Source organism: Terrabacter sp. NPDC080008, from assembly GCF_040702505.1.
Classification (GTDB): Bacteria; Actinomycetota; Actinomycetes; order Actinomycetales; family Dermatophilaceae; genus Terrabacter.
On the sequence record NZ_JBFBLC010000001.1, the window covers coordinates 1,114,095 to 1,135,054 of the forward strand.

23 protein-coding genes and 1 tRNA gene are annotated in these 20,960 nt (G+C 69.9%); 15 read left to right on the forward strand and 9 right to left on the reverse strand.

Annotated elements, in window-relative coordinates; genetic code table 11:
- Window positions 1–43: 43 nt before the first annotated feature.
- On the reverse strand, window positions 44–1,237 hold the full coding sequence (locus tag AB0316_RS05205) for a thiolase family protein (protein WP_366271301.1): 1,194 nt from the start codon (window positions 1,235–1,237) through the stop codon (window positions 44–46).
- A gap of 213 nt (window positions 1,238–1,450) precedes the next feature.
- On the opposite strand from AB0316_RS05205, the gene AB0316_RS05210 reads away from it, so the two are divergent.
- The 6 genes from AB0316_RS05210 to AB0316_RS05235 all read left to right on the forward strand — a co-directional run bounded on the left by AB0316_RS05210 (window position 1,451) and on the right by AB0316_RS05235 (window position 7,161).
- A complete protein-coding gene (locus AB0316_RS05210; protein ID WP_366271051.1) occupies window positions 1,451–1,975 on the forward strand; it encodes a TasA family protein in 525 nt (174 codons plus the stop codon).
- 175 nt (window positions 1,976–2,150) lie between these two features.
- Entirely contained in the window at window positions 2,151–2,753 is a 603-nt protein-coding gene (locus AB0316_RS05215; RefSeq protein ID WP_366271053.1) for a signal peptidase I, read from the forward strand.
- A gap of 202 nt (window positions 2,754–2,955) precedes the next feature.
- The gene (locus AB0316_RS05220) at window positions 2,956–4,794 is read left to right on the forward strand and encodes an Ig-like domain-containing protein (protein ID WP_366271055.1); all 1,839 of its coding nucleotides are present in this window, start codon (window positions 2,956–2,958) and stop codon (window positions 4,792–4,794) included.
- Window positions 4,794–5,213, forward strand: coding sequence for a hypothetical protein (locus AB0316_RS05225; RefSeq protein WP_366271057.1), 420 nt, complete (start codon window positions 4,794–4,796; stop codon window positions 5,211–5,213). The genes AB0316_RS05220 and AB0316_RS05225 overlap by 1 nt, the downstream gene beginning before the upstream one ends.
- A complete protein-coding gene (locus AB0316_RS05230) occupies window positions 5,203–5,949 on the forward strand; it encodes a response regulator transcription factor (protein WP_366271059.1) in 747 nt (248 codons plus the stop codon). The genes AB0316_RS05225 and AB0316_RS05230 overlap by 11 nt, the downstream gene beginning before the upstream one ends.
- A 3-nt stretch (window positions 5,950–5,952) precedes the next feature.
- Window positions 5,953–7,161 (forward strand): HAMP domain-containing sensor histidine kinase, encoded by a 1,209-nt coding sequence (locus tag AB0316_RS05235; RefSeq protein ID WP_366271061.1) that lies wholly within the window; start codon window positions 5,953–5,955, stop codon window positions 7,159–7,161.
- Window positions 7,162–7,196: 35 nt separating this feature from the next.
- Here the strand turns inward: AB0316_RS05235 and AB0316_RS05240 are convergent, their stop codons facing one another.
- Window positions 7,197–9,263 (reverse strand): ricin-type beta-trefoil lectin domain protein, encoded by a 2,067-nt coding sequence (locus AB0316_RS05240; protein WP_366271063.1) that lies wholly within the window; start codon window positions 9,261–9,263, stop codon window positions 7,197–7,199.
- A 127-nt stretch (window positions 9,264–9,390) separates the two neighbouring features.
- Between AB0316_RS05240 and AB0316_RS05245 the strand changes: the two genes are divergently transcribed.
- Entirely contained in the window at window positions 9,391–9,756 is a 366-nt protein-coding gene (locus AB0316_RS05245; protein WP_366271065.1) for a DUF732 domain-containing protein, read from the forward strand.
- Window positions 9,757–9,847: 91 nt separating this feature from the next.
- Here the strand turns inward: AB0316_RS05245 and AB0316_RS05250 are convergent.
- Window positions 9,848–9,930 (reverse strand) — tRNA-OTHER (locus tag AB0316_RS05250).
- A 570-nt stretch (window positions 9,931–10,500) separates the two neighbouring features.
- Here AB0316_RS05250 and AB0316_RS05255 point away from each other — a divergent pair.
- Window positions 10,501–10,746 (forward strand): DUF1801 domain-containing protein, encoded by a 246-nt coding sequence (locus AB0316_RS05255; RefSeq protein ID WP_366271067.1) that lies wholly within the window; start codon window positions 10,501–10,503, stop codon window positions 10,744–10,746.
- 428 nt (window positions 10,747–11,174) lie between these two features.
- On the opposite strand, the gene AB0316_RS05260 is transcribed toward AB0316_RS05255, so the two are convergent.
- Window positions 11,175–11,621, reverse strand: coding sequence for an SRPBCC family protein (locus AB0316_RS05260; RefSeq protein WP_366271069.1), 447 nt, complete (start codon window positions 11,619–11,621; stop codon window positions 11,175–11,177).
- Window positions 11,622–11,772: 151 nt separating this feature from the next.
- Here AB0316_RS05260 and AB0316_RS05265 point away from each other — a divergent pair, with 151 nt between their 5' ends.
- A complete protein-coding gene (locus tag AB0316_RS05265) occupies window positions 11,773–12,207 on the forward strand; it encodes an SRPBCC family protein (RefSeq protein WP_366271071.1) in 435 nt (144 codons plus the stop codon).
- 92 nt (window positions 12,208–12,299) lie between these two features.
- Entirely contained in the window at window positions 12,300–12,608 is a 309-nt protein-coding gene (locus tag AB0316_RS05270) for a hypothetical protein (protein WP_366271073.1), read from the forward strand.
- A gap of 606 nt (window positions 12,609–13,214) precedes the next feature.
- Here AB0316_RS05270 and AB0316_RS05275 read toward each other — a convergent pair.
- The 4 genes from AB0316_RS05275 to AB0316_RS05290 all read right to left on the reverse strand — a co-directional run bounded on the left by AB0316_RS05275 (window position 13,215) and on the right by AB0316_RS05290 (window position 14,862).
- On the reverse strand, window positions 13,215–13,541 hold the full coding sequence (locus AB0316_RS05275) for a hypothetical protein (RefSeq protein WP_366271075.1): 327 nt from the start codon (window positions 13,539–13,541) through the stop codon (window positions 13,215–13,217).
- Between the two features lie 96 nt (window positions 13,542–13,637).
- On the reverse strand, window positions 13,638–14,075 hold the full coding sequence (locus tag AB0316_RS05280) for an SRPBCC family protein (protein WP_366271077.1): 438 nt from the start codon (window positions 14,073–14,075) through the stop codon (window positions 13,638–13,640).
- A complete protein-coding gene (locus tag AB0316_RS05285) occupies window positions 14,072–14,560 on the reverse strand; it encodes an SRPBCC family protein (RefSeq protein WP_366271079.1) in 489 nt (162 codons plus the stop codon). Before AB0316_RS05285 ends, AB0316_RS05280 begins: the two co-directional genes overlap by 4 nt.
- Complete coding sequence (locus tag AB0316_RS05290; RefSeq protein ID WP_366271081.1) at window positions 14,557–14,862, reverse strand: metalloregulator ArsR/SmtB family transcription factor; 306 nt, start codon at window positions 14,860–14,862, stop codon at window positions 14,557–14,559. Before AB0316_RS05290 ends, AB0316_RS05285 begins: the two co-directional genes overlap by 4 nt.
- A 249-nt stretch (window positions 14,863–15,111) precedes the next feature.
- Between AB0316_RS05290 and AB0316_RS05295 the strand changes: the two genes are divergently transcribed.
- From AB0316_RS05295 to AB0316_RS05310, 4 genes are all read left to right on the forward strand, one after another.
- Window positions 15,112–16,527 carry an MBL fold metallo-hydrolase gene (locus AB0316_RS05295; RefSeq protein WP_366271083.1) on the forward strand — a complete coding sequence of 472 codons (1,416 nt, stop codon included), beginning with the start codon at window positions 15,112–15,114 and terminating at the stop codon, window positions 16,525–16,527.
- 128 nt (window positions 16,528–16,655) lie between these two features.
- Window positions 16,656–17,942 (forward strand): MFS transporter, encoded by a 1,287-nt coding sequence (locus AB0316_RS05300; RefSeq protein ID WP_366271302.1) that lies wholly within the window; start codon window positions 16,656–16,658, stop codon window positions 17,940–17,942.
- Window positions 17,935–18,600 carry a metalloregulator ArsR/SmtB family transcription factor gene (locus tag AB0316_RS05305; protein ID WP_366271085.1) on the forward strand — a complete coding sequence of 222 codons (666 nt, stop codon included), beginning with the start codon at window positions 17,935–17,937 and terminating at the stop codon, window positions 18,598–18,600. The genes AB0316_RS05300 and AB0316_RS05305 overlap by 8 nt, the downstream gene beginning before the upstream one ends.
- 142 nt (window positions 18,601–18,742) lie before the next feature.
- A complete protein-coding gene (locus AB0316_RS05310; RefSeq protein ID WP_366271087.1) occupies window positions 18,743–19,096 on the forward strand; it encodes a DsrE family protein in 354 nt (117 codons plus the stop codon).
- A 139-nt stretch (window positions 19,097–19,235) separates the two neighbouring features.
- Here AB0316_RS05310 and AB0316_RS05315 read toward each other — a convergent pair whose 3' ends face one another.
- On the reverse strand, window positions 19,236–19,631 hold the full coding sequence (locus AB0316_RS05315) for a hypothetical protein (protein WP_366271089.1): 396 nt from the start codon (window positions 19,629–19,631) through the stop codon (window positions 19,236–19,238).
- Window positions 19,632–20,228: 597 nt separating this feature from the next.
- On the opposite strand from AB0316_RS05315, the gene AB0316_RS05320 reads away from it, so the two are divergent.
- Window positions 20,229–20,960, forward strand: a complete 732-nt coding sequence (locus AB0316_RS05320) for a hypothetical protein (RefSeq protein WP_366271091.1) — start codon at window positions 20,229–20,231, stop codon at window positions 20,958–20,960.

Here is a 20,960-nt window from a genome sequence, read left to right on the forward strand (position 1 = left end):
CTGCTGTGCCGAACGCGTACGTATGCCGTCGGGCCGGCGACGCTCAGGCGGTGACGTTCTCGAGGACGACGGCCAACCCCTGACCGACCCCGATGCAGATGCACGCGACGCCCCAGCGCTCGCCCGATCGCTGGAGGCTGCGCGCCAGCGTGCCGAGGACGCGCCCGCCGGAGGCGCCGAGCGGGTGACCGATGGCGATGGCGCCGCCGTGGCGGTTGACGATCTCCGGGTCGATGCCCCAGGCGTCGATGCACGCCAGCGACTGCGCGGCGAAGGCCTCGTTGAGCTCGACCGCCGACACGTCGGCCCAGGTGATGTCGGCCCTCCTCAGCGCCTGCTCGGCCGCCTCGACGGGTGCGAAGCCGAAATACTGCGGGTCGAGCGCGCTCGTGCCACGCCCCGCGATGCGCGCGATCGGGTCCAGCCCCAGACGCTCGCGAGCCGCCGCGCTGCCGACGAGGACGGCCGAGGCGCCGTCGTTGAGCGGCGAGGCGTTGCCGGCGGTCACCGTGCCGTCCTCCTTGCGGAAGGACGTCTTGAGGCCGGCGAGGCGCTCGGTCGTCGTGTCGGGACGGATCGACTCGTCGCGCGACAGCGCCACGCCGGGCACCCCGACCACGAGGTCGTCGTAGAAGCCCTCGCTCCACGCGGCGTCTGCGAGGTGGTGGGAGCGCGCCGCGAACTCGTCCTGGCGCTCGCGGGTCACCCCGTGCTTCTCCCGCAGCTGCTCGGTCGCCTCGCCGAGGGAGACGGTCCACTCCGACGGCATGCGCGGGTTGACGAGCCGCCAGCCGAGCGTCGTCGAGGCGAGCTCGAGGTTGCCCACGGGATAGAGCTTCTCCGTCTTCGGCATGACCCAGGGGGCACGCGTCATCGACTCGACGCCGCCGACGAGGACGACGTCGGCGTCGCCGGTCTCCACCTGCCGCGAGGCGATCATCGCCGCGTCGAGGCTCGACCCGCACAGGCGGTTGACGGTGCTGCCCGGGATGCTCGTCGGCAGCCCCGCCAGCAGGGTGGCCATCCGGGCGACGTTGCGGTTCTCCTCACCCGCGCCGTTGGCGTTGCCGAAGACGACCTCGTCGACGAGGCGGGGGTCGGCTGACAAGCCGGGGGAGCGGTCGACGACGGCGCGCACCACGAGCGCGGCCAGGTCGTCCGGCCGGGTGCCGGCCAGCGCTCCGCCGAAGCGGCCGAAGGGGGTGCGGACGGCGTCGTAGACGAACGCGTCGATCACGGTGGTGACTCCCTCGAGGGGGTGGGACGGCATACGGCCTCGGAAGTCTACGGGCGGTGTTGGAGAGCTGTTGTCGAACGGTTCCCAGATGTGGCGGGAGTGAGGAGCTGACGTTGCCGGGCCGTGGCGTGCGCCTCCATAACGTTCTTTCCGTAGCAGGAACCCACAAACCACCCTGGCAGCCGAGCGGCTGCCCACACCGTTGGAGCAGCCATGAACCGCAAGGTCCTCGTCCCCCTCGCCACCCTCCTCGCCGCCGGCAGCATCGCCGTCGGGTCGGGTGCGACCTTCAGCTCGACCACGGGCAACACGATCAGCGCCGTCACCGCCGGAACGCTGACGCAGAGCAACTCCAAGGACGGCCAGGCCATCTTCAACCTGACCAACCTCAAGCCGGGCGACGTCCTCAACGGCTCGCTGACGCTGACGAACACCGGCTCGCTGCCGGCCCTCTTCTCGCTGACCGAGGTCTCCTCGACCAACGGCTTCTCCGCCTCGAACCTGACGCTCGACATCAAGGACACGACCGCCGGCACCACCGTCTTCAGCGGCACCTTCGGCGCCCTCGTCGACGGCGCGAAGAACGACCTCGGCACGTGGGCGCCCGGCCAGGCCCACAACTTCACCTTCACCGTCAAGCTCAGCGCCGACGCCACCAACGCCGAGCAGGGCAAGACCGCCAGCGCCGTCTACGCGTGGAGCTCGGTCCAGGACACGGCCACCACGACCAACCAGTGACCTGACCCGGTCATCTGACCGAATGACCTGACCCCGCAAGGGGTTCGGAGGGCCTTGGGAGGGGCCCGAAGTAGGTCGGGAGGGGCTGTTGGGGAGCCCCTCCCGGCACCAGCACATGGACCGACCAGCCACACCAGCCCGCACTAGACCGAGACGCAGAGAGCAGGAGAGCGACATGGCACGTCAGCACACACAAGGCGTGGGCGCCCTGCGCCGCCTGTCCCGGTGGGCAGTCAACCTCGTGGTCTTCGTCGTGATCGCGGCGTGTGCCGCGTGGCTGGTCCCGAGCCTGATGGGCTACAGCCGTTACGTCATCACCGGGGGGTCGATGACAGGCACCTACGACAAGGGCTCGATCGTCCTCGAGAAGCCGGTCGCCGTCCACGACCTGAAGGTGGGCGACGTCATCACCTACCTGCCGCCCGCCGACTCGGGGGTCGCGAACCTCGTCACCCATCGCATCCTCGCGATGAAGCCGGCCGCCGGGGGCGGAACGGTCTTCACGACGAAGGGCGACGCCAACCCCAAGCCGGACCCCTGGCACTTCACTTTGGTCTCGCAGGAGCAGCCCCTCGTGCAGCTCGGGGTCCCGCACGCCGGCTGGGTCCTCATCGCGCTGGCCGACCGCAACACCCGGATGATGCTGATCGGCGGCCCCGCCGCGCTCATCGCGCTGGTCGCCCTGGGCCAGCTCGCTGGCGCCGCCCGGCCGGGCACTCGCCGCCGGGAGGCGGCCAAAGCCCCGACCGCCACGGTCGCGGCCGCCCCGGCCGGCTGACCCGCTCCGGTCCACCGGGCCGGACCACGAACCAGGTCCTCAGCACACTTCCCTGGGTGTGCTGGGGGCCCGCCCGCGTCCTGGGCCCGAGAGGCTGGCGCACCTGTTACCGAAGCGTGGAGCGCGCGGCCCTCGCTGTTGCCTTCCCGTGGGGTGCCGATCCCTAGCGTTGGACCCGTCCACACCAGTCGGAGGAGAGACCATGACCCGCCGCCCCGTCGCACAGCTGGCCCTCGCGGTCGCCGTCGCGCTCGGCGTGCTGTGCGTGGTCACGAGTGTCCTCTCGCCGGCGGTCGCCTTCAGCGGCGCGACGTTCAGCAGCACGAGCTCCAACGCCGTGAGCACCGTGAAGGCCGCGTCCGACTGGACACCGCCGACCGTCTCGATGGTCGACCCCGGCTCACCGGTCAAGGGCACGGTGACCGTGTCCGCGAACGCCGCCGACGCCGACAGCGGCGTCGCCTCGGTCGCGCTGCAGTACCTGGCGCCCAACGGCTCGGGCTGGGTCACGCTGTGCACCGCGACCGCAGCGCCCTACGCGTGCAGCTGGAACACGACGGGCGGCGCGGACGGCTCGTACGGCCTGCGCGCCGCGGCCACCGACAACGCCGGCTACTCGACGACCTCCTCCACGGTGCAGGTCACCGTGGCCAACAACCTCCTCGTCGTGCTGGGCAACCCCGGCGACATCGTGCGCGGGACGGTGCCGCTGACGGCCACGCTCTACAACACCGGCACCGTCGCCTACTCGGTCGCGATCCAGTACGCCGTGAGCGGCACGACGACGTGGAAGACGCTCTGCACGGCGACGACCGCCCCGTATGCGTGCAGCTGGAGCACCGCGGGCGCGGCGTTCACGCAGGGCGAGTCCTACGACCTGAGGGCCGTGGCGTCCGCCGGCACCGCCAGCTCCACGTCCGCCACCGTGGTCGGCACCGTGGTCGACAACGTCGCCCCGACGGTCACCGTCCAGGACCCGGGCAGCCCCCTCCGCGGGACCGTGTCCCTCGGGGCGACCGCGAGCGACGCCGAGTCAGGGGTGTCGCAGGTCCTCATCCAGCTCCAGCTGTCCGGCACCTCCACGTGGACGACCGCCTGCACGCTGACCGTCGACCCGTTCGGCTGCCGCTACGACACGACGAAGCTGGCCGACGGCACGTACGTCTTCCGCGCCGTGGCGACCGATGCCGCCGGCAACACCACCACGTCTGCGGTCGTGGGCGGGCGGGCTGTCGACAACACCGTCTCGTCGGTCTCCATGGAGGACCCGGGCGCCTACCTCAGCGGCTCGGCGACGCTGAACGCGACCGCGAGCTCGACGGCCGGCATCACGTCGGTGCGCATCGACTACGCGCCCACCGGCACCACGTCGTGGGCGCCCGTCTGCACCGACACGACCGCGCCGTATGCGTGCAGCTGGGACACCACCAAGGTGGCCGACGGACTCTACGACCTGCGGGCGGTCCTCGTCGACGGCAAGGGCAGCACCACGACCTCCGCCACCGTGAGCGCGCGCCGCATCGACAACAGCCCGGTGCGTGGCTACGACGTGCAGACCGTGTCGGGCGGCGCCACAGCAGGCAAGCTCGACTCGGGCGACGTCCTGCGCCTCACCTACTCGCAGCAGGTCGACCTCACGACCATCACGCCGGGCTGGACCGGGTCGAGCCTCCCCGTCACGCTCCGGCTGCGCGACGGCGCGGTGCTCGGCCTCAGCGGCTCGTCCGACACCGTCGACGTGCTGCGCAACGGCGCCGCCGTGAACCTGGGCTCGGTCAACCTCAAGCAGGACTACATCAAGTCAGGCAAGACGGCGCAGTTCGCCGCCACGATGGTGGCCTCGACGACGACGGTCGGCGGAGTGAGTGCCACCGTGGTCACCATCACGCTGGGGAGCACCACGAGCTCGAGCTCGCTGCGCACGGTGACGACCGCGGCGGCGATGGTCTGGGCGCCGTCGGCCGGGGTCACCGACCTCAACAAGGTCCCGTGCTCCACTGCACCGACCTCCGAGCTCGGCACCCTCGACCGGGACTTCTGATGTCGCGACGCACCCTGCCGCGGGTCCGAGGGACACGGCATACCCCGTGCTCGCGGCTCGCGGGGGTGCTCTCGGTCGGGCTCGCGCTCACGGTCGGCGGGCTCCGTTCGGGCGGCGAGCCCGCGCCGTGGGTGGTGGTGCTCGTCGGGGCGGTCGTCCTCGCGGGCACGGCCGCGGGCGTGAAGCTGTGGCGGGACAACTGCTTCGAGTCGCGGCTGGTCGTCGTCGTGCTGGCCGTCCTCACTGCGGCGGGGCAGACGCTGGCCTCGACGGTCGGCGCCCCCGGAGGCGAGGGGGCCCACTGGCGCGCGACCGCGGTCCTCGTCGTCGCTCTCGCCGTGGCGATCCCGATCCTCGTGGCCGCCGACACCCGTCAGCGTGGCCGCGCCGTGGAGCCGGAGCCGCCCTATGCTCTCTGAGGTGACGCACCAGATCCTCGTGGTGGAGGACGACGACGGCATCGCGCTGCCCCTGCTGCGCACCCTCGACCGCGAGGGGTATGCCGTCGAGCGGGTCGCGACGGGCACCGACGGACTCGAGCGGGTGGCCCGGGGAGACGTCGACCTCGTCGTGCTCGACCTCGGCCTCCCCGACATCGACGGCCTCGACGTCTGCCGGCAGCTGCGCACCGACGGCTACGACAACGGCATCCTCATCCTCACGGCCCGGGGCGGTGAGCTCGACCGCGTCGTGGGGCTCGACGTCGGCGCCGACGACTACCTCGGCAAGCCCTTCGGCCTCGCCGAGTTCCTCGCGCGCGCAAGGGCGCTGCTGCGGCGGACGACTCGCGGGGGCAGCTCGGGCGGCGGCAGTGGCAGCAGTGGCAATGGCGGCAGTGGCAGCGACGCGCCGGCCGCGAGTGCGACGGGCCCGGGGCTGCGCGTGGACCCCGGGGCGCGGCGCGTCTGGGTGGGCGCCGACGAGGTCGCCCTGACCTCAAAGGAGTTCGACCTCCTCGCGCTGCTGGACTCCGAGCGCGGGCAGGTGCTCTCCCGGGAGCGACTGATGGACGAGGTGTGGGACGAGAACTGGTTCGGCTCGACCAAGACACTCGACGTGACGGTGGGACGACTGCGGCAGAAGCTCGACGACAGCCACGCCCCGGCTCGCATCGTGACGGTGCGCGGCGTGGGCTTCCGGCTGGAAGCCGGCTAGCCCGTGCGGGAACGCCTCGTCGCGGCGTTCGTCGGGCTCACGGTCGTGGTGGTGGCCCTCTTCGGCGTCCCACGCGCGTACATGGTCGCGGACATGGTCCGCGGGCAGGAGCAGTCGAAGGTCGACCGGGTGGCCGACCTGGCGGAAGTCGTCGTGGAGCAGCAGGTGGCCGGTGGCCGGCCGGTGACGGTCGACGGGCTGAACCGGCTGACCGCTGCCGGTGAGCAGGTGTCGGTCGAGGTCGACGGGCGCAGTGTGGTCTCCACCGACTTCGGACAGGCGGCCCGCGCCGACGACCTGGTGGCGACCCGGCGGCTCACCGGCGGCGGGACGCTCTCCGTCCGTCGCAGTGCCGCCGCCGTCGGCGACCAGGTGGCGCAGGCGCTCCTGTCGGTGGTTCTCCTGGGGCTCGGCCTGGTGCTGGCCTCGGGTGTCGTCGGCTTCGTGCTGGCCAGGCGGCTGGCCCGGCCCTTCCAGGAGCTCGCGACCGCCGCGGAGGGCCTGGGCTCGGGGCAGCTGGAACCACGCCTGCCCCGCTACGCCGTCCCCGAGGCGCAGGCCATCCGGGACGCGCTCGTCACCAGCGGTAGCCGGATCTCCAGGGCGCGGGAGCGCGACCGCGAGCTCGCGGTGCATGCCTCCCACGAGCTGCGCACCCCGCTGACGGCCCTGCGCCTCGACCTGGAGGACCTCGCCCTGTGGCCCGAGACGCCGGCGACGGTGGCCGCCGAGCTGCGTCGCTCCGTCGGGGACCTCGACCGCCTCGGCACGGCGATCGGTGACGTGCTCGACTTCTCGGCTCGTCGGTCTCGCGACGACGAGAGCGAGGTGGACCTGGCGCGGCTCGTCACCGACGAGGTGCGGCGCGCGACGACCGCGGGGGGTCCGCCGGTCACGTGCGAGACGCCGGGGCTTGTTCTGGTGAGGGCTGATCGGGGGGTCCTCGCCGAGCTGGTCGGGCTCATGGTCGCGAACGCCCGACGTGGTGCGGTGGCCGTGGCCGTGCACGTCGAGCACCGCGGTCCACACCTGGAGGTCCGGACGGTCGCACAGCTCACCGAGAGCGTGAGTGGCTTTGTGGCGCAGGGCGACCCGGCGTGGTCTCGCGCCTCAGCGCTCGCGATCACACTGGGCGCGCGGCTCACCCGCGGTGCCGTCCCCGGCGAGGCGGTCCTGCGGCTGCCAGGTACGCGCGACGGCGACCTCTCGTAGGCGGACCGGCGGGACAGGTCTCTCGGATGGATCGGCTAGTTGAGGGGCAGGCTCCACTTCTGGGCTGCGGTTCCGTTGCAGGTGTAGATCTGTAGCTGGGTGCCGTTGGTCAGGCTGGCGCCGGGGTCGTCGAGGCATCTGCCTGAGTGCGGGTTGTAGAGGGCTCCGTTGGGCTGGGGCACCCAGGTCTGCGCGCCGGTGCCATTGCAGCCCCACAGCTGCACTTTGGTGCCGTTGGTCGTTCCCGCCCCCGAGACGTCCAGGCACTTGGCCAGTGCTCGGAGCGTATGGCCGGCGCTGACGGTCCACTGTTGCGCGCCGGTGCGGTTGCAGGTGTAGATCTGGACCGGGGTTCCGTTCCCTGAGTTGCCGCCTCTCACATCGACGCACTTGCCGCCCACGCCGACGATGGGGCCGGTCGCAAGATGTGTGGTGAGGCCGAATGCGGAGACGACGCCGTCGCGGTTGCCGACATACACGCGGCCACCGCTGGTGGCCGGGACGGCGAACTTGGCCGCCGTGCCGATCGGGTAGAAGAAGCGCAGGCCAAGCGCGCCGTTCACCGGCACCGCGTCGTACGCGCGCAGCTGCCCGCCGGCACCCGTCGACCCGGTGGAGTACTGCGCCCAGACCAGGGCGCTGCCAGAGGTCGTCCCGTTGGAGGTGACGACCGGGGAGCCGGAGGTGTATCCCCACGAGTCGGTGGTGGTCCCCGCCGCGGTGAGGTTCGGGCCGCCCGACGTGGTGACACCTACCTTGAACGCGCGCAGCGGGCCGCCGTTGGTGACGGTGTACGCGTATCCGCCGTTTCCGCCCCAGAAGGCAGGATGACCCCACACGCCCCGGTAGGGACCCACGGTCTGCAGTACGGCGTCGGTCCCGCCCGCTCCCTGTGCCATGCCACCCAAGCGGTCGCGGTCGAGCAGGAAGACCCGTCCGTCCTTGCCGACCTCCACCAGCAGGTGCGGGTGTGCGGTGGTGCCGAACCCGTCGGGCAGGCCCATCGGTCCGCCCGATCCCAGGTCGGTGTCGTACTGGTCGAGGTGGGCGTTGTTCGCGGGGCTGAAGAAGTCCGTGGCGGTCAGGCTGCCATCTGCGTTCACCTGCAGACGGACCACGGAGTCGCCCAACTGACCGGGCGGCTTGGAGCCGGGACCGGCGGTTGGTGAGACGCCGTTGCCGGTGGCCAGGATGATGCGGCCCGGGCCGTCGGAAACCAGCCCTCCGCCGGACTGCCAGACTCCACCCTTGCCATTGGCGTATCCCGCCTCGGTGGACCACATGGTGGTCTGGGCTCCGGTCGCGGCGTCCACGCCGACGAGGTAGCCGTTGTACGGCCCGTAGTCGCAGTGGCTGGCGAAGGCTGCGTAGACGACCCCGCCCAGCAGCAGCAGCCCGGGACGCTGCATGGCCGTCTTGGGGTTGAAGGGGTTGCCGGGGGAGTTGGTCGGCGTCCCGGCGATCACGTGGGGGAAGCCGCCGCGTTCGCTCCCGGTGGTGATGTCGATGGCATGCAGGTACCAGTGCGGCGAGTCCGCGGTCGCACCGTCGTTGACCTTGGCGGTGAAGTAGGCGGTGCTGGTGACGGGGTCGACGACGGGGGTGGAGGTGACCCCGATGGTGGGAACCAGGTCGGTGCAGCCGATCGCGGATGCCGGCCACGCCGGCCCGACGTTGCGCTGCCAGCGGATGACCCCGGTGACCGGGTCCAGACCATAGACCCAGTCGTTCTCGGTAGCCACGAGCAGCACACCCCCGGCGACGATGGGCTGGGCGTAGATCTGCCCGTTCAGTCGGGTCGAGAACAGCCTCCCGAAGTACGGTGACGACGCAGTCGCCGGGGAAAGCGCAGACTCGCTCCGGTCCCAGCCGGTGCGCAAGGTGTCGACCGAGACGGTGGTCTCGTCCGCCCGCCCGCTCGGGGCCAGGACGAGCAGGCCGGCACCGACCAGCAGGAACGCCCCAAGGGCTGCGAAGTAACAACGAAGATGAGCAGCATTGCGCACGGTACCCCCCCCGCACGGTGAAACCCCCTGGCCCGCAAGGGCGGACCGACAAAACCAATGTAGGAGCAGGCAGTTCGCTGTTCCGGCGATCGGCAACTATCGGGTCCGGTATGCCGCCGCCAGCGGACTCTCTACCCCCGAAGATCCGGGCATAGGGGGCAAGCTCGACGCGGCGCCGACAAGCACTGGGCCGGTCGCTTCGTGGAAGCGCATACTCGATTGCATGGCTGGCCTGCGAGCGTTTCTCCGCGCCGGTGGCCTGGTCGGGCTCTTCTGCCTGGTCGCATGCTCTGGCCCTGCCGCGACCACGACCAGCCCGGCGCCGTCACCATCCACCAGCTCGACATCGGCTCAACCGCCGAGTGGCGCCACTGCTCAGGCGCGCTACCTCGCCGAAGCACGGATAGACCTGAAGCACCCCGACAGGGCCGCCATGATCGCCACGGCCCAGTCGATCTGCGCGACCATCCGATCAGGCTCGCGCGACGACGCCGTAGGTGACCTGGCCGCCCGGATAGGAGATCAACCCGCTGCCTACCGGCTGGTCAGCCTCGCGGCCGACGCCTACTGCCCGCAACCGCCCCACTGAGGCAGACCAGGGTCGAACCGCACAATGGGGCCTCGTCGCGGTCTTCAGTGCCGTACCAAGCACCGGCTGCCGGCTGACCTGTGTCAGCCTGTGGTGGGCCCCGTCGGGCTCGAACCGACGACCAGCGGATTAAAAGTCGGTCGAGACCGGGTTGTCGCGCTTTCCCGGAGGCCCTTTGGAGCACGCGTTGACGGGCATCGGTTGTGGGCGTTCGACCACCTTTGCCGATCGGGTGTGCCCCTGGTGCGCCCCAGCCTGGTGGATGTCATGGCGGCCGCATGCGCCGTCGTGGTCTGCGCAGTGATGCCACGGCGGCTCGGCTGGGAGGCCACGCGCAGAAGGCGCACGCGGAGGCCCGAAACGCGGGTGGTGGGGCCGGCCCCGCGCCTGTGGTGGGCAGTGGTCCTCTGTGGGTCTGTGCCGGGCAGTCGACGGCTGGGGCTGCTCTCGTCGTGGCGCCTGATGGCGAGCCGCAGGTCGTGGTCGTCGGTCCAGCTGCCGGCGGCGGGGCGGGCGCCCCCTGGGCGTGGTTGAAAGCGTGGGGGCGGTGGGGTGCGCGAGGACGGCGCGCCAGCGCCGCCCGCAGCGCGGGGTCCCCGACGCGGGTCCCCGCGCTTTTCTGCGCCTTAGGCGCAGCTTGAGCCAGTACAGAAAGTCTTCACCGAACCGAATGTCGACCCGCTGTCCCCGATCAGCGCGCACTGGCAACGGGCATGTCCGGAAGACTGGAGGAGGCTGTCTGCCATGACAGTCGACGAGGTCGATGCCTACCTGGCAGGACTCGAGCAGCCGAAACGGACCACGGTCGAAGCGCTACCCCGGTCGATCCTGGCCTTCGCCCCGAGCGCCGATGAAGGCATCTCTTACGGCATGCCGGCCTTTCGCGTCGACGAAAAGGTGGTCGCAGGGTTCGCCCCATTCAAAAGCCATCTCGCCTACCTGCCGCACAGTGGCAAAGTTCTCTGGATGTTCGGCGAACGCCTCAGGTAGTACGAGTGCACAAAGAGCTCGCTCCACTTCCCGATCGACAAGCCGCTGCCAGAAGAGCTGGTCGAAGCCTCGTGAACACTAAGCTGCAGATCCTTGATCGTTTACGTTCGCCAAATCCCACCTGCGAGTGAGCCCCGCGACATCTGCGAATCGCGGTATGACCGGACGTCGGCCAACGCCGCATTGCTGCGGCTAACGGCGTGTCACAGAGCCCGTGCCCGATGTGTGCCGCGGCGGCGGGTGGTCGACGGTCAGTGGCACCGCCGGCGTCATAGTCGTCGGACTGTTCGTCCTCGTATGGGGCTTCGCGACCGCCTACTGGAATCTCGCCGAGATCGAATATGCGACGGACTGGCTTGAACGGCTCGCCTGGGACCGAGCGGGAGCGATCAGGCGACGGTGGCCATGTCGGGTTTACAGCTTCTGTACTAGGTCGCTGCGTCCTCGAGCAGGCGCTTGAGCGTTTGGAGGTCTTTGCGGTTGGCCCGGCGCATGGCTCGGACCATCACCGGCGCGGTGACATGGCCGAAGCCTGATGGTTCTCCTTGGTTGCGCAGCGTCATCCTGGTGCCGCCATCGGCGGTGTCGGACCAGGTGTAGGTGGTCTGCATCGGGAAGGGCCCGTCGGCGGTGCTCATCTCGAACCGCTTGCCGGCCACCAGTTCGCGGACCTCGTAGGTGTATGCGATGCGCCGTCCCAAGAAGTGCGCAACGAACGCCATGCGGGACCCGGCCGCGAGCGGAGGGGGAGTCTCCAGGACAACCGCACTGATGTTCACGTACCAGCGCGGAGCGTTCTCGGGATCGGATGCGAAAGCCGCAACCTGCTCGCGAGGAACGTCGATCTCGATGGAGGTCTCCACGTCTACAGTCACCGCACAAGCGTATGTCCGAGCGGCTGAGGGAGCCGCTGATGAAGCAGCTCAGTGCCGGGCTCGTGGGACGAGCTGGTGATGCAACATCTTGTGGATCGTCTCGCTGCGGCGGGAGAATCGCGCAGCAGTGACCGTCCGTCGAAGGAGTGGCATGCCCGCAGCGCAGCGAACGATCGTCATCGAGCGGCCCTTAGAGGCGGTCTTCTCCTTCTTCTGCACACCGTCCAACGACGTGCGGTGGCGGCCTCACGTCAAGCAGATTCTGGACCCGCCGGAGATGCGACCCGGCGCGCGGATCCGGCAGGTCATCGCCGGACCGGGCGGTCGCGGTATCGACGCCGACATCGAGGTGACCGACTACGCACCCTCGTCGCATTATGCGTTCGCCGTCGTGGCCGGACCCGCCCGTCCGCGAGGTGAGTTCGTGTTCACCAGCATGGGACCGGGCTCCACGTCGGTGACGTTCTCGCTCTCGGCCGATCTTGGTGGCTTCAAGAAGCTGTTGATGTCCGGGCCGGTCCAAAAGTCCATGGACGGTGAGATGGCCTCACTCGACACCGCGAAGAGGCTTCTTGAGTCCGAGTAGAACCGCCCCCGGGCTCACCCCGGGGCGCGGGGCAGGATCTCGGGAGACACCACCTGACCGGCCGGTCAGGTAACTACGAGCAGGAGGGCCCCATGGCCAAGTACATGGTCTTCTACAACACCACGGCGGCAATGCGTGAGCAGATGGCCCAGATCCCGCCCGAGCAGGCGGGTGCCGGGATGCAGGAATGGACGACCTGGGGTCAGCGTGTCGGTGGGCACCTTGTCGACATGGGTTCTCCGCTTGAGAACACCGGTTCCGAGGACACCCAGGTGAGCGGCTACTCCGTCATCGACGCCGAGTCGCCCGAACAGCTCGAGCAACTGCTCGACGGCCACCCGCACACGAAGGCCGGCGGCACCATCTCGACCCAGAAGTTCCTCGAGATCCCCGGCATGTGACCAGCATTCTCCGACATCGCCGGAGAACCGACGGGAACGTTTCCGTTCACGCCCGTGCGCTGGCCCTCCACCCAAGCAGCGGCAGACGTGATTCAGACGCGCCGGGGGATCTTGCGCGGGCTGGGCGCTCGGCTGTCGCTCATGACGGAAACCCGGAATCGACGCCTCGTCGTTCACCAGCAGCATTCATCTTCGACGAACCGCCTGCCTTGACGTGCTTTTGGTTCTGGTTCCCATGGAGGCTCCTTGCCCAGAACCGTCCCGACCACGACAGGATCGGACGCCGCGGCGCTCACGGCATCCGCTTGCCGATCCACCGGAGCGGACCGCCCACCACCCGGCTCCGATGCCAACCCCGGGCGATCACGAACCGTCGCACGGTTCGCAGACCCTCTCGCCCAAGGACAAGTGGACCAGTCCGGGCGCGATCCTCAATCTCCCACGCTTGCTTGGCCGCCCAGCGAGCGCACGGGCGGCACACGCCCACCTCGGGATGGTTACTGAGGTGCACGATGCGGTCCGGGTCGGTGATTGACCCGCAGCACCAGCACTCACCCGGCAGCGGGTCAGTGGGCGGTTGCTCTTGGGCGAGCGGGGTGTCCATGGTCATCGCCCCGCAGCTCTGGCGGCCCGCTCCTTGAGTGCCCTGCGAAGGGCCCCGAGATCAGGCACGTTCCGGGGTCCGGCTGGCGTTCGATAGACCCGACAGGCCAGCGCGCCACCGCCGGTGCCGTTGTCGAACAGATCCTCCCCGTCAACGACGAACGAAGGCGAACCGGCGAACCGACAGGCTCGAGCGGCTTCATCGCTGTCGATGATTCTGACGGTGAACGGTGTGCCGTCCAAGCCGATGTCATCGAGACCACGTCGGAGCAGCGCTGACGCCGCCTCACTCCCAGGGCATCCCGGTATCACGAGCAGTTCGACATCCATACCGGCATCATGGCTCTCGGTGGGAGCCTGCTTCCAGGCGATCGGTCATCGGCGGTTTCCGAGCGGCGGTACTGGGGCTTGTCGCTGAGCATCAGGTCAGAGGCGAGCCTCGACCCGTTGCTTGAGGCGGGCGAGGTTCTCGGGCATCTCGCCGCGGGCCTGACGCCGCACCACGAGGGGCACGAGGAGCCGTCCGAGGCCGTGCCCGTCGAAGTCGACGGCGATGGCCAGCCGTGACCGGGAATCGGAGAGCGGCTCGACGGTGACGTCGACGCGGGTGCGGATGGGTCCGTCGATGCCGCGCACGGACCAGGCGCGGGGCGGGTCGAATCGGACGAGCTCCGAGGTCGAGGGTCGTCTCGCGCCGCCGATGTGGCGCACGGTCAGGCACCGGTCGCCGAGCTGGGGCGTTCCGTGGCTCTCGAGCGTCCCGCTGGTCACGCCTTGCTGCCACTCATGGAACGTCGTCGGGTCGGTCGCGTAGGCGAACACTGCGGGCGCGGGACGGTTTACCTCCATGGTCACGGTCGTCATGGCGTCTGCTCCTTGAGAATGCTGGCGTACCGGTCGAGGTACAGCGGCCAGCCCTGCTCGTCGTCGACGCCGGCGCGCAGCTGCGGCCAGCCGGGGCCGTGTCGGTCGAGGTGTCGATGCTCGAGCTCGACGCGGGTGTGGTCCGGGCCGTCGGCGAGGAACCGCACCTCGACCTCGCTGGCATTGTCGGGGTCGGTCTCCAGCTGCCACGTCGGGCCGATGTCCCAGCTGAACACCACTCGGTTGGGCGGGTCGTAGGCCAGCACCCGTGCCCAGGCGCATTCGGAGCCGTCCTCGCCCCGGTCGACGATGTGGCCGCCGACGCGAGGCTCGAAGGTCGTGGAGACGATCGGGGAACCGAGCAGGTTGTGCTCGCGGGGCTTGATGGCATCGAACCGCTGCGTGAACGCCGCGAACGCGCGCTGCGGCGTCCCTGGCACCACGACTTGGTGGCGCACGACGGGATCTTCGGTGGTCTCGGTCATTCGTCCTCCTTCATCAGGTCCTCGAAGCCGGACATGGTCCGCGCCCAGAACGCGTCGAGCTGGTCGCGCAGCGCGGCGACTCCGGCCTCGTTGAGCCGGTAGATCCGTTTCGTTCCCTCGGCGCGGTCGTTGACCAGGCCGACGTGCTTGAGCACCTTGAGGTGCTGCGAGACCGCCGGCTGGGTGATGGGCAGCGCCTGGGTCAGTTCTCCCACGGTTCGCTCGCCCCCGGCCAGCTCGGTGAGGATCGAGCGTCGGTTGCGGTCCGCCAGCGTCGTCCACGCGTCGTCTTCATAAGTCATTACGAATGTAAGTTACGACCGATGAAGCGTCGGGGTCAAGCGTTCGACGAGGCCTCCCGGCAGCCAGCGGAGGCGGTCGTGAACCCGAACTCCTGAGGACGAAATCCGCTCATCGGCCACGAGCGCCCGGCGACATGGCAGTGCGTTGCTGAGGCAGGCGACGCCGACAACATTCTGCAACTCCATGGAACGTTGTAGTGTGGTGGCGTTCGGACTCCTCGCTAGAAGGGCTGCCTGCTGATGGGCGACATGACCGTGATCCCTCTCGTGGACGAGGGGCTGGGCAACTCCGCGTACCTGCTCGACCTCGGTGACGGGCGGGCGTTGGCGCTCGACGTCAGCCGTGACCTGCGCCGGGTGCGTGAGGTCACTGACCAGCGTGGGTTCAGGATCGCTTTCGCTGCGGACACGCATCTGCACGCGGACTTCCTCTCCGGAGCGGTCCAGCTCGGCGCCAGCGACGGGGCTCGTGTGCTGGCCTCGGCCCAGGGCGGGCGCGAGTACCCGCACACGGGGCTGGGTGACGGCGACGAGGTGGATCTCGGCGGGTTGACCTTGCGTACTCTTGCCACCCCCGGACACACCCATGAGCACATCGCGTTCGAGCTGCTGGACGGCGCTCGGACGGTGGGTGTGTTCACGGGCGGGTCCCTCATCGTGGGCTCGGCCGCCCGCACCGACCTGGTCTCGCCCGGGCAGACAGAGGAGCTGGCCCGGGCCCAGTACCGGTCGCTGCAGCGTCTGGCTCTCCTGCCTGACGACGTCGCCGTCTGGCCGACCCACGGCGCGGGGTCGTTCTGCGCGGCGCCTCCCGGGGCGGAGCGGACCTCGACCATCGGGACCGAGCGGGCCACGAACCCGCTGCTGGGCGCGAGCAGTGAGGACGCCTTCGTCGAGCAGCTGCTGTCCTCGCTGGGCAGCTTCCCGCCCTACTTCCTGCGCCTGGGTGAGATCAACCGCCGCGGTCCTGCTCTCGTATTGGGTGCCTCACTGCCGGGGCTAACCCCGGCCGAGGTGGGCCGGCTCGTCAGGTGCGGCGCCGAGGTCGTCGACGTGCGGCCGGTTCCGGACTTCGCCGCCGGTCACATCCCCCGCGCGGTGTCGATCCCGTTGCGGCCGGTGTTCGCCACGTGGCTGGGCTGGCTCCTGAGCGAGGACACGCCCCTGGTCATCGTGCGCAACGCGGACCAGGACCCGGCAGAGATCCTTTGGCAGGCGCGCAAGGTCGGGTACGACAACGTCCTGGGCGAGCTCCAGGGCGGCATCGCCGCCTGGAACGAGGACAACCGCCCGGTCCGGGCCACACCCCTGACGACTCCGGATGCCGTCACGGACTCCGCCCAGGTGATCGACGTGCGGCAGGACCGCGAGTACGCCGGCGCCCACTTGCCCACGGCCCGGAACATCGAGCTCGGCTTCCTGCCGACCTCGGCAAAGCAGCTTCCGGACGGGCCGATCGTGGTGATGTGCGGCCACTCCGAGCGGGCCATGGGAGCAGCCAGCGTCCTCGAACGCGCCGGACACACCCATGTCAGCGTGCTCGACGGCGGCCCTCAGGACTGGGCGGACGCGACAGGCCGTTCGCTGGCCACGGGCAGCCAGGGACAGCGCGAGCGGCAGGGGCAGCCGAGCGCGCACGACAACCGAGGGCGTGAGTCGAAGTGAACCTCCCCCCTGACTCTGGGTCGCGGACGCAGCCACCCGTCGAACCCGGCGCTGAGCCCATCACACTTCCGGCACCGGCCGGCGCGAGCGGCCGCAACCGGACTGCAGGACCCGTCGGCGGGTCTGGGCTGGTGCTCGGGCTGCGGGAGAACCTGCCGCAGTTCGTGCTGCTCGTCGCGGTCAACGCCCTGGTCGGCGGGATGCTCGGCCAGGAACGCACCGTCGTGCCACTCCTGGGCAAGGAGACCTTCGGCCTGTCCGGCTACACCGCCGGACTGGCCTTCATCCTCGTCTTCGGCCTCGCGAAGGCGGCGACCAACTACGTGGCCGGCTCGTGGATGGACCGGTTCGGCCGCAAGCCCGTGCTCGTGGCCGGCTGGCTCGTGGCGCTCCCGGTGCCGCTGCTGCTGATCTGGGCCCCGACCTGGGGCTGGGTCATCGCCGCCAACGTGCTGCTCGGCATCAGCCAGGGCATGACCTGGTCGACCACCGTCGTCATGAAGATCGACCTCGTCGGCCCTGCCCGGCGCGGGCTGGCGATGGGCTTCAACGAAGCCGCCGGGTATGCCGCCGTCGCCGCCACGGCCCTGGCCACCGGCTACATCGCCCAGGCCCACGGCCTTCGCCCGGCCCCGTTCCTGCTCGGCATCGCCTACGCGGCCCTGGGACTGGGGCTCTCCACCCTCGCCGTGAAGGAGACTCGGGTCCATGCCCGCCTCGAGGCCGCCGGCCACGTCGCACGTGCCGACGGCCGCCACGACCACCTGCACGGCGGCCTCACGGGCCGGCAGGTGTTCACCCAGACCAGCTTCCGCGAGCCGGCTCTGTCCGCGGCAAGCCAGGCGGGCCTGGTCAACAACCTCAACGACGGCCTGGCCTGGGGCGTCTTCCCGATCCTCTTCGCCGGCGCCGGCCTGTCGGTGTCGAGCATCGGCATCCTCGCCGCGATCTACCCCGCGGTGTGGGGTCTGGGGCAGCTCGTCACCGGCGGCCTGTCCGACCGCGTCGGCCGAAAGTGGATGATCGCCGCCGGGATGCTGCTGCAAGCCGTCGCCCTCGCCGTTATCGCCGCGGTGGACTCCTTCGCCCTCTGGGCCCTCGCGGCGGCCCTGCTCGGTGCCGGCACCGCCATGGTCTACCCGACCCTGCTCGCTGCCATCGGCGACGTGGCGCATCCGGCCTGGCGGGCCCGGGCCGTCGGCGCCTACAGGCTGTGGCGCGACGCCGGGTTCGCCGCCGGCGCGGTCCTGGCCGGGGTCGTCGCCGACGCCCTCGGGGTCCGGGCCGCCGTCTGGGTCGTCGCGGCGCTGACCGCCCTATCCGGCGTCGTGGTGGCCGTGCGCATGTACGAAACTCATCACCAGCCCTCGGGAAGGGCCACGACACCTGCGACCACGGGAGGAACCCATGGGTGACCGAGCGGCCAAGGACGCGCTCTTCGCTGAGTTCGCCGCCGTCGGGAAGGTGCTGGGCAACCCGAAACGCCTGGAGCTGCTGGACCTGCTCGCGCAAGGGCCACGCAGCGTCGAGGACCTCGCCCACGCCGCCGACGTGGGCGTCAGCACCTGCTCAGCCCACCTGCAGACCCTGCGAGAGGCCGGCCTGCTCGTCACGCGACGCGACGGCAAACGGATCTACTACTCCCTCAGCGGGGACGACGTGGCCGGCCTGTGGGACTACCTCCACCAGGTGACCCAACGCCACCGCCCCCAGACCGAGGCGGCCCGCCGCGCCTACCTGGGCCCGGAGGACACCGCCGCCGTCGACACCGACGAGCTGCTCCGCCGCCTCCACGCCGGCGACGTCACCCTCCTGGACGTGCGCACGGCCCCCGAGTACGCGGCCGGCCACCTACCCGGGGCCGTCCACATCGCCCTCGAAGAACTGGAACAGCGGCTGTCCGAGCTGCCACCCGGACGGGAGGTCGTGGCCTACTGCCGCGGCCAGTACTGCGTCCTGGCCCACGACGCGGTCCGGCTGCTCACCACCCACGGCGTGAACGCCCGCCGCGCCTCCCAAGGCGTCCTGGAATGGCGCGTAGCTGGGGTCCTTCCCGACACCGGGGCGGCCTGACACCACCGCGCCGCGTCGCGCGCCGGGGCGCCGCTGGGGTCTCGTTCCTCACATCTGACCCGAATGACGGTGGTCGGCTGCGCCTCCAGCGAGGATGAAGAGAGCGGCGAAAGCACCCGGCGGGGACAGGAGGACCCAGTCGATGAAGAAGCTCCTGCTGGTCCTCAACGGCCCCGCGTACGGCGCGGATGAGACGTTCAACGCGATGCGGCTTGCAGTCGCCCTCTCACACCGCGATGACGCGCAGGTCACCGTCTTCCTGATGGGAGACGCGGTGACCTGCGCCATCGCGGGCCAGAAGACGCCCAACGGCTACTACGCCCTCGACCGCATGCTCCGAGGCTTCATCCGTCACGGCGGGCAGGTCGCAGCGTGCGGCAGCTGCCTCGACGCCCGCGGACTGACCGACGACCACCTCGTCGAGGGAGTGCCCCGATCCACCATTGACGCACTGGCGGCCTGGAGCGTCGAGGCTGACGACGTTCTGACCTTCTAGTTGTCTGTCTCGAGTGATTTGAAGTCGTGGTTTCAGACGGTGGGTGGCAGGACCAGCCGGCTCGCTCTCGTGGCAGGGTTATGGACCCGCCACCCTGCCATGCGGCAGCGGTGGCGGGTCCTCCGCAGTGCGGAGTGTCCTACTCGCAGCCGCTCTGGATGCCGTGATCGGTCTGGCGCACCACGTAGGCCTGGCTCGACTGGGTGCAGATTGCCGACACTCCCAGCAGGGACACGGTCTTGCCGTTGGTGTAGTTGCCGTTCGAATCGGGGGCTCCAAGCAGGATCGAGTCCGGCGTCCCCGGGGTGATCTTGCCCCAGAACGGCGGGAACTGGGCGTTGGGGCCGAAGATGGCTGTGAGGCTGGGCAGCCACACCCAGCCGCCTTGGACCAGCGGGGCGTTGTACGTGGTCGCTGGTGTCCAGCCGGCGGGGGCGGCTCGACTGACGTTGGCGCACGAGTCGGCCAGAGCGGTAGTAGCGGTGACCGCGACCATCAGCAGGGCCGCGACGCCGGAAAGCAGGGTTCGACGCATAGCGATGTCCTCTCTCACGACAATCCGGACTCCGAATGGCGTCCGGACAGGCCGCTCGGCGAGGTGGCCTCTCACCGGGATACTCCTCGCCCGACTCGCGCGCGGGTCAAATGTGGAAACTTCGGAGTGGTGTTCACATCGAAATTGAGGCCAAAACAACTCAAAGGCCCTCGGAGGCCGGGACGGCTGCTGTGGACGCTGCAACCTTCGTCGAGAGGTCTGGTTAGTGAGGCCCCCTGGTTGCTGAGGGAGATGCGTTGGTGCGTGGTTGTGGATGTCTTGCGAACGGTGGACGCGTGACCCCTGCATCACAGCAGCCGTTCACGCTAGAGAGCTCGAATGGCGGTCAACGGTTACCGAATCCCTGATCGGGGGAAGGTCCATGGAGCGAGCCCGGCACGGACCCGCAGCCCATGATCAAGGAGGCCGTCGTTACAAGCGAACGGTGGGCAGTGCCACAAGGACCTTTGACAACAGCCGCTACGCCGTGGCGCGTGCGCGAGCTGTGATGGAACCAGCGGCCGCCTAGCTGCCGGACGCGCACTCCCTGGCCTACGAGACGCATACCGAATCGTCTTCCTCGAAGGAGATCGAACGATGACCGCGGACCTGCATTTCTACTTCGACCCGGTGTGTCCGTTTGCCTGGATGACCAGCAAGTGGGTGCGCCTGGTGGCCGCCCAACGGGAGTACACCGTGGACTGGCGCTTCATCTCGCTGCGGCAGGTCAACGCCCACGTCGACTACGACGCCCACTTCCCGCCCGAGTATGAGGCCGGGCACACCGCGGGGCTTCGACTGCTGCGGGTCGCGGCCGCCACCCGCGCCAGCGTGGGGAGGGAGGCTGTCGGCCGGCTCTACGCTGCCTTGGGTGCCCGGATCTTCGACGCCGACCCGCTACCCGAGGGCGTAGACGAGCACGGCATCGACCATCGCGGCACCGCGTCGTTCCTGGCGCCCGTCCTCACCGATGCCGGGCTGCCGACCTCGCTCGCGCAGGCTCTGGATGATGAGTCCTGCGACGCAGAGATTCGCGCCGAGACCGACGAGGCGCTGTCCTTGACCGGGAAGGACGTCGGCACCCCGATCATCCACGTCGACCCGCCCGATGGGGTCGCCTTTTTCGGGCCGGTCATCAGCCGACTGCCCAGCGAGAGCGATGCGGTCGCTCTCTGGGACCACGTGCTGGGCCTGGCCCGCTTTCCCGGGTTCGCCGAGCTGAAGCGCAGCCTGCGCGAGCTGCCGCAGCTGCGCGGCCTCGGTGTGGACCAGGACGAGAACGGCCGGGTCGAGGACTGGCACGGCGGCAGCCGACGCACCAAGAAGTGA

Bases quoted from the DNA above. Each gene is read 5' to 3' on its own strand.
- AB0316_RS05210 (WP_366271051.1), top strand. From the start codon at position 1,451: ATGAACCGCAAGGTCCTCGTCCCCCTCGCCACCCTCCTCGCCGCCGGC.
- AB0316_RS05215 (WP_366271053.1), top strand. From the start codon at position 2,151: ATGGCACGTCAGCACACACAAGGCGTGGGCGCCCTGCGCCGCCTGTCC.
- AB0316_RS05220 (WP_366271055.1), top strand. From the start codon at position 2,956: ATGACCCGCCGCCCCGTCGCACAGCTGGCCCTCGCGGTCGCCGTCGCG.
- AB0316_RS05225 (WP_366271057.1), top strand. From the start codon at position 4,794: ATGTCGCGACGCACCCTGCCGCGGGTCCGAGGGACACGGCATACCCCG.
- AB0316_RS05230 (WP_366271059.1), top strand. From the start codon at position 5,203: ATGCTCTCTGAGGTGACGCACCAGATCCTCGTGGTGGAGGACGACGAC.
- AB0316_RS05245 (WP_366271065.1), top strand. From the start codon at position 9,391: ATGGCTGGCCTGCGAGCGTTTCTCCGCGCCGGTGGCCTGGTCGGGCTC.
- AB0316_RS05255 (WP_366271067.1), top strand. From the start codon at position 10,501: ATGACAGTCGACGAGGTCGATGCCTACCTGGCAGGACTCGAGCAGCCG.
- AB0316_RS05265 (WP_366271071.1), top strand. From the start codon at position 11,773: ATGCCCGCAGCGCAGCGAACGATCGTCATCGAGCGGCCCTTAGAGGCG.
- AB0316_RS05270 (WP_366271073.1), top strand. From the start codon at position 12,300: ATGGCCAAGTACATGGTCTTCTACAACACCACGGCGGCAATGCGTGAG.
- AB0316_RS05275 (WP_366271075.1), bottom strand. From the start codon at position 13,541: ATGGATGTCGAACTGCTCGTGATACCGGGATGCCCTGGGAGTGAGGCG.
- AB0316_RS05280 (WP_366271077.1), bottom strand. From the start codon at position 14,075: ATGACGACCGTGACCATGGAGGTAAACCGTCCCGCGCCCGCAGTGTTC.
- AB0316_RS05285 (WP_366271079.1), bottom strand. From the start codon at position 14,560: ATGACCGAGACCACCGAAGATCCCGTCGTGCGCCACCAAGTCGTGGTG.
- AB0316_RS05290 (WP_366271081.1), bottom strand. From the start codon at position 14,862: ATGACTTATGAAGACGACGCGTGGACGACGCTGGCGGACCGCAACCGA.
- AB0316_RS05295 (WP_366271083.1), top strand. From the start codon at position 15,112: ATGACCGTGATCCCTCTCGTGGACGAGGGGCTGGGCAACTCCGCGTAC.
- AB0316_RS05305 (WP_366271085.1), top strand. From the start codon at position 17,935: ATGGGTGACCGAGCGGCCAAGGACGCGCTCTTCGCTGAGTTCGCCGCC.
- AB0316_RS05310 (WP_366271087.1), top strand. From the start codon at position 18,743: ATGAAGAAGCTCCTGCTGGTCCTCAACGGCCCCGCGTACGGCGCGGAT.
- AB0316_RS05315 (WP_366271089.1), bottom strand. From the start codon at position 19,631: ATGCGTCGAACCCTGCTTTCCGGCGTCGCGGCCCTGCTGATGGTCGCG.
- AB0316_RS05320 (WP_366271091.1), top strand. From the start codon at position 20,229: ATGACCGCGGACCTGCATTTCTACTTCGACCCGGTGTGTCCGTTTGCC.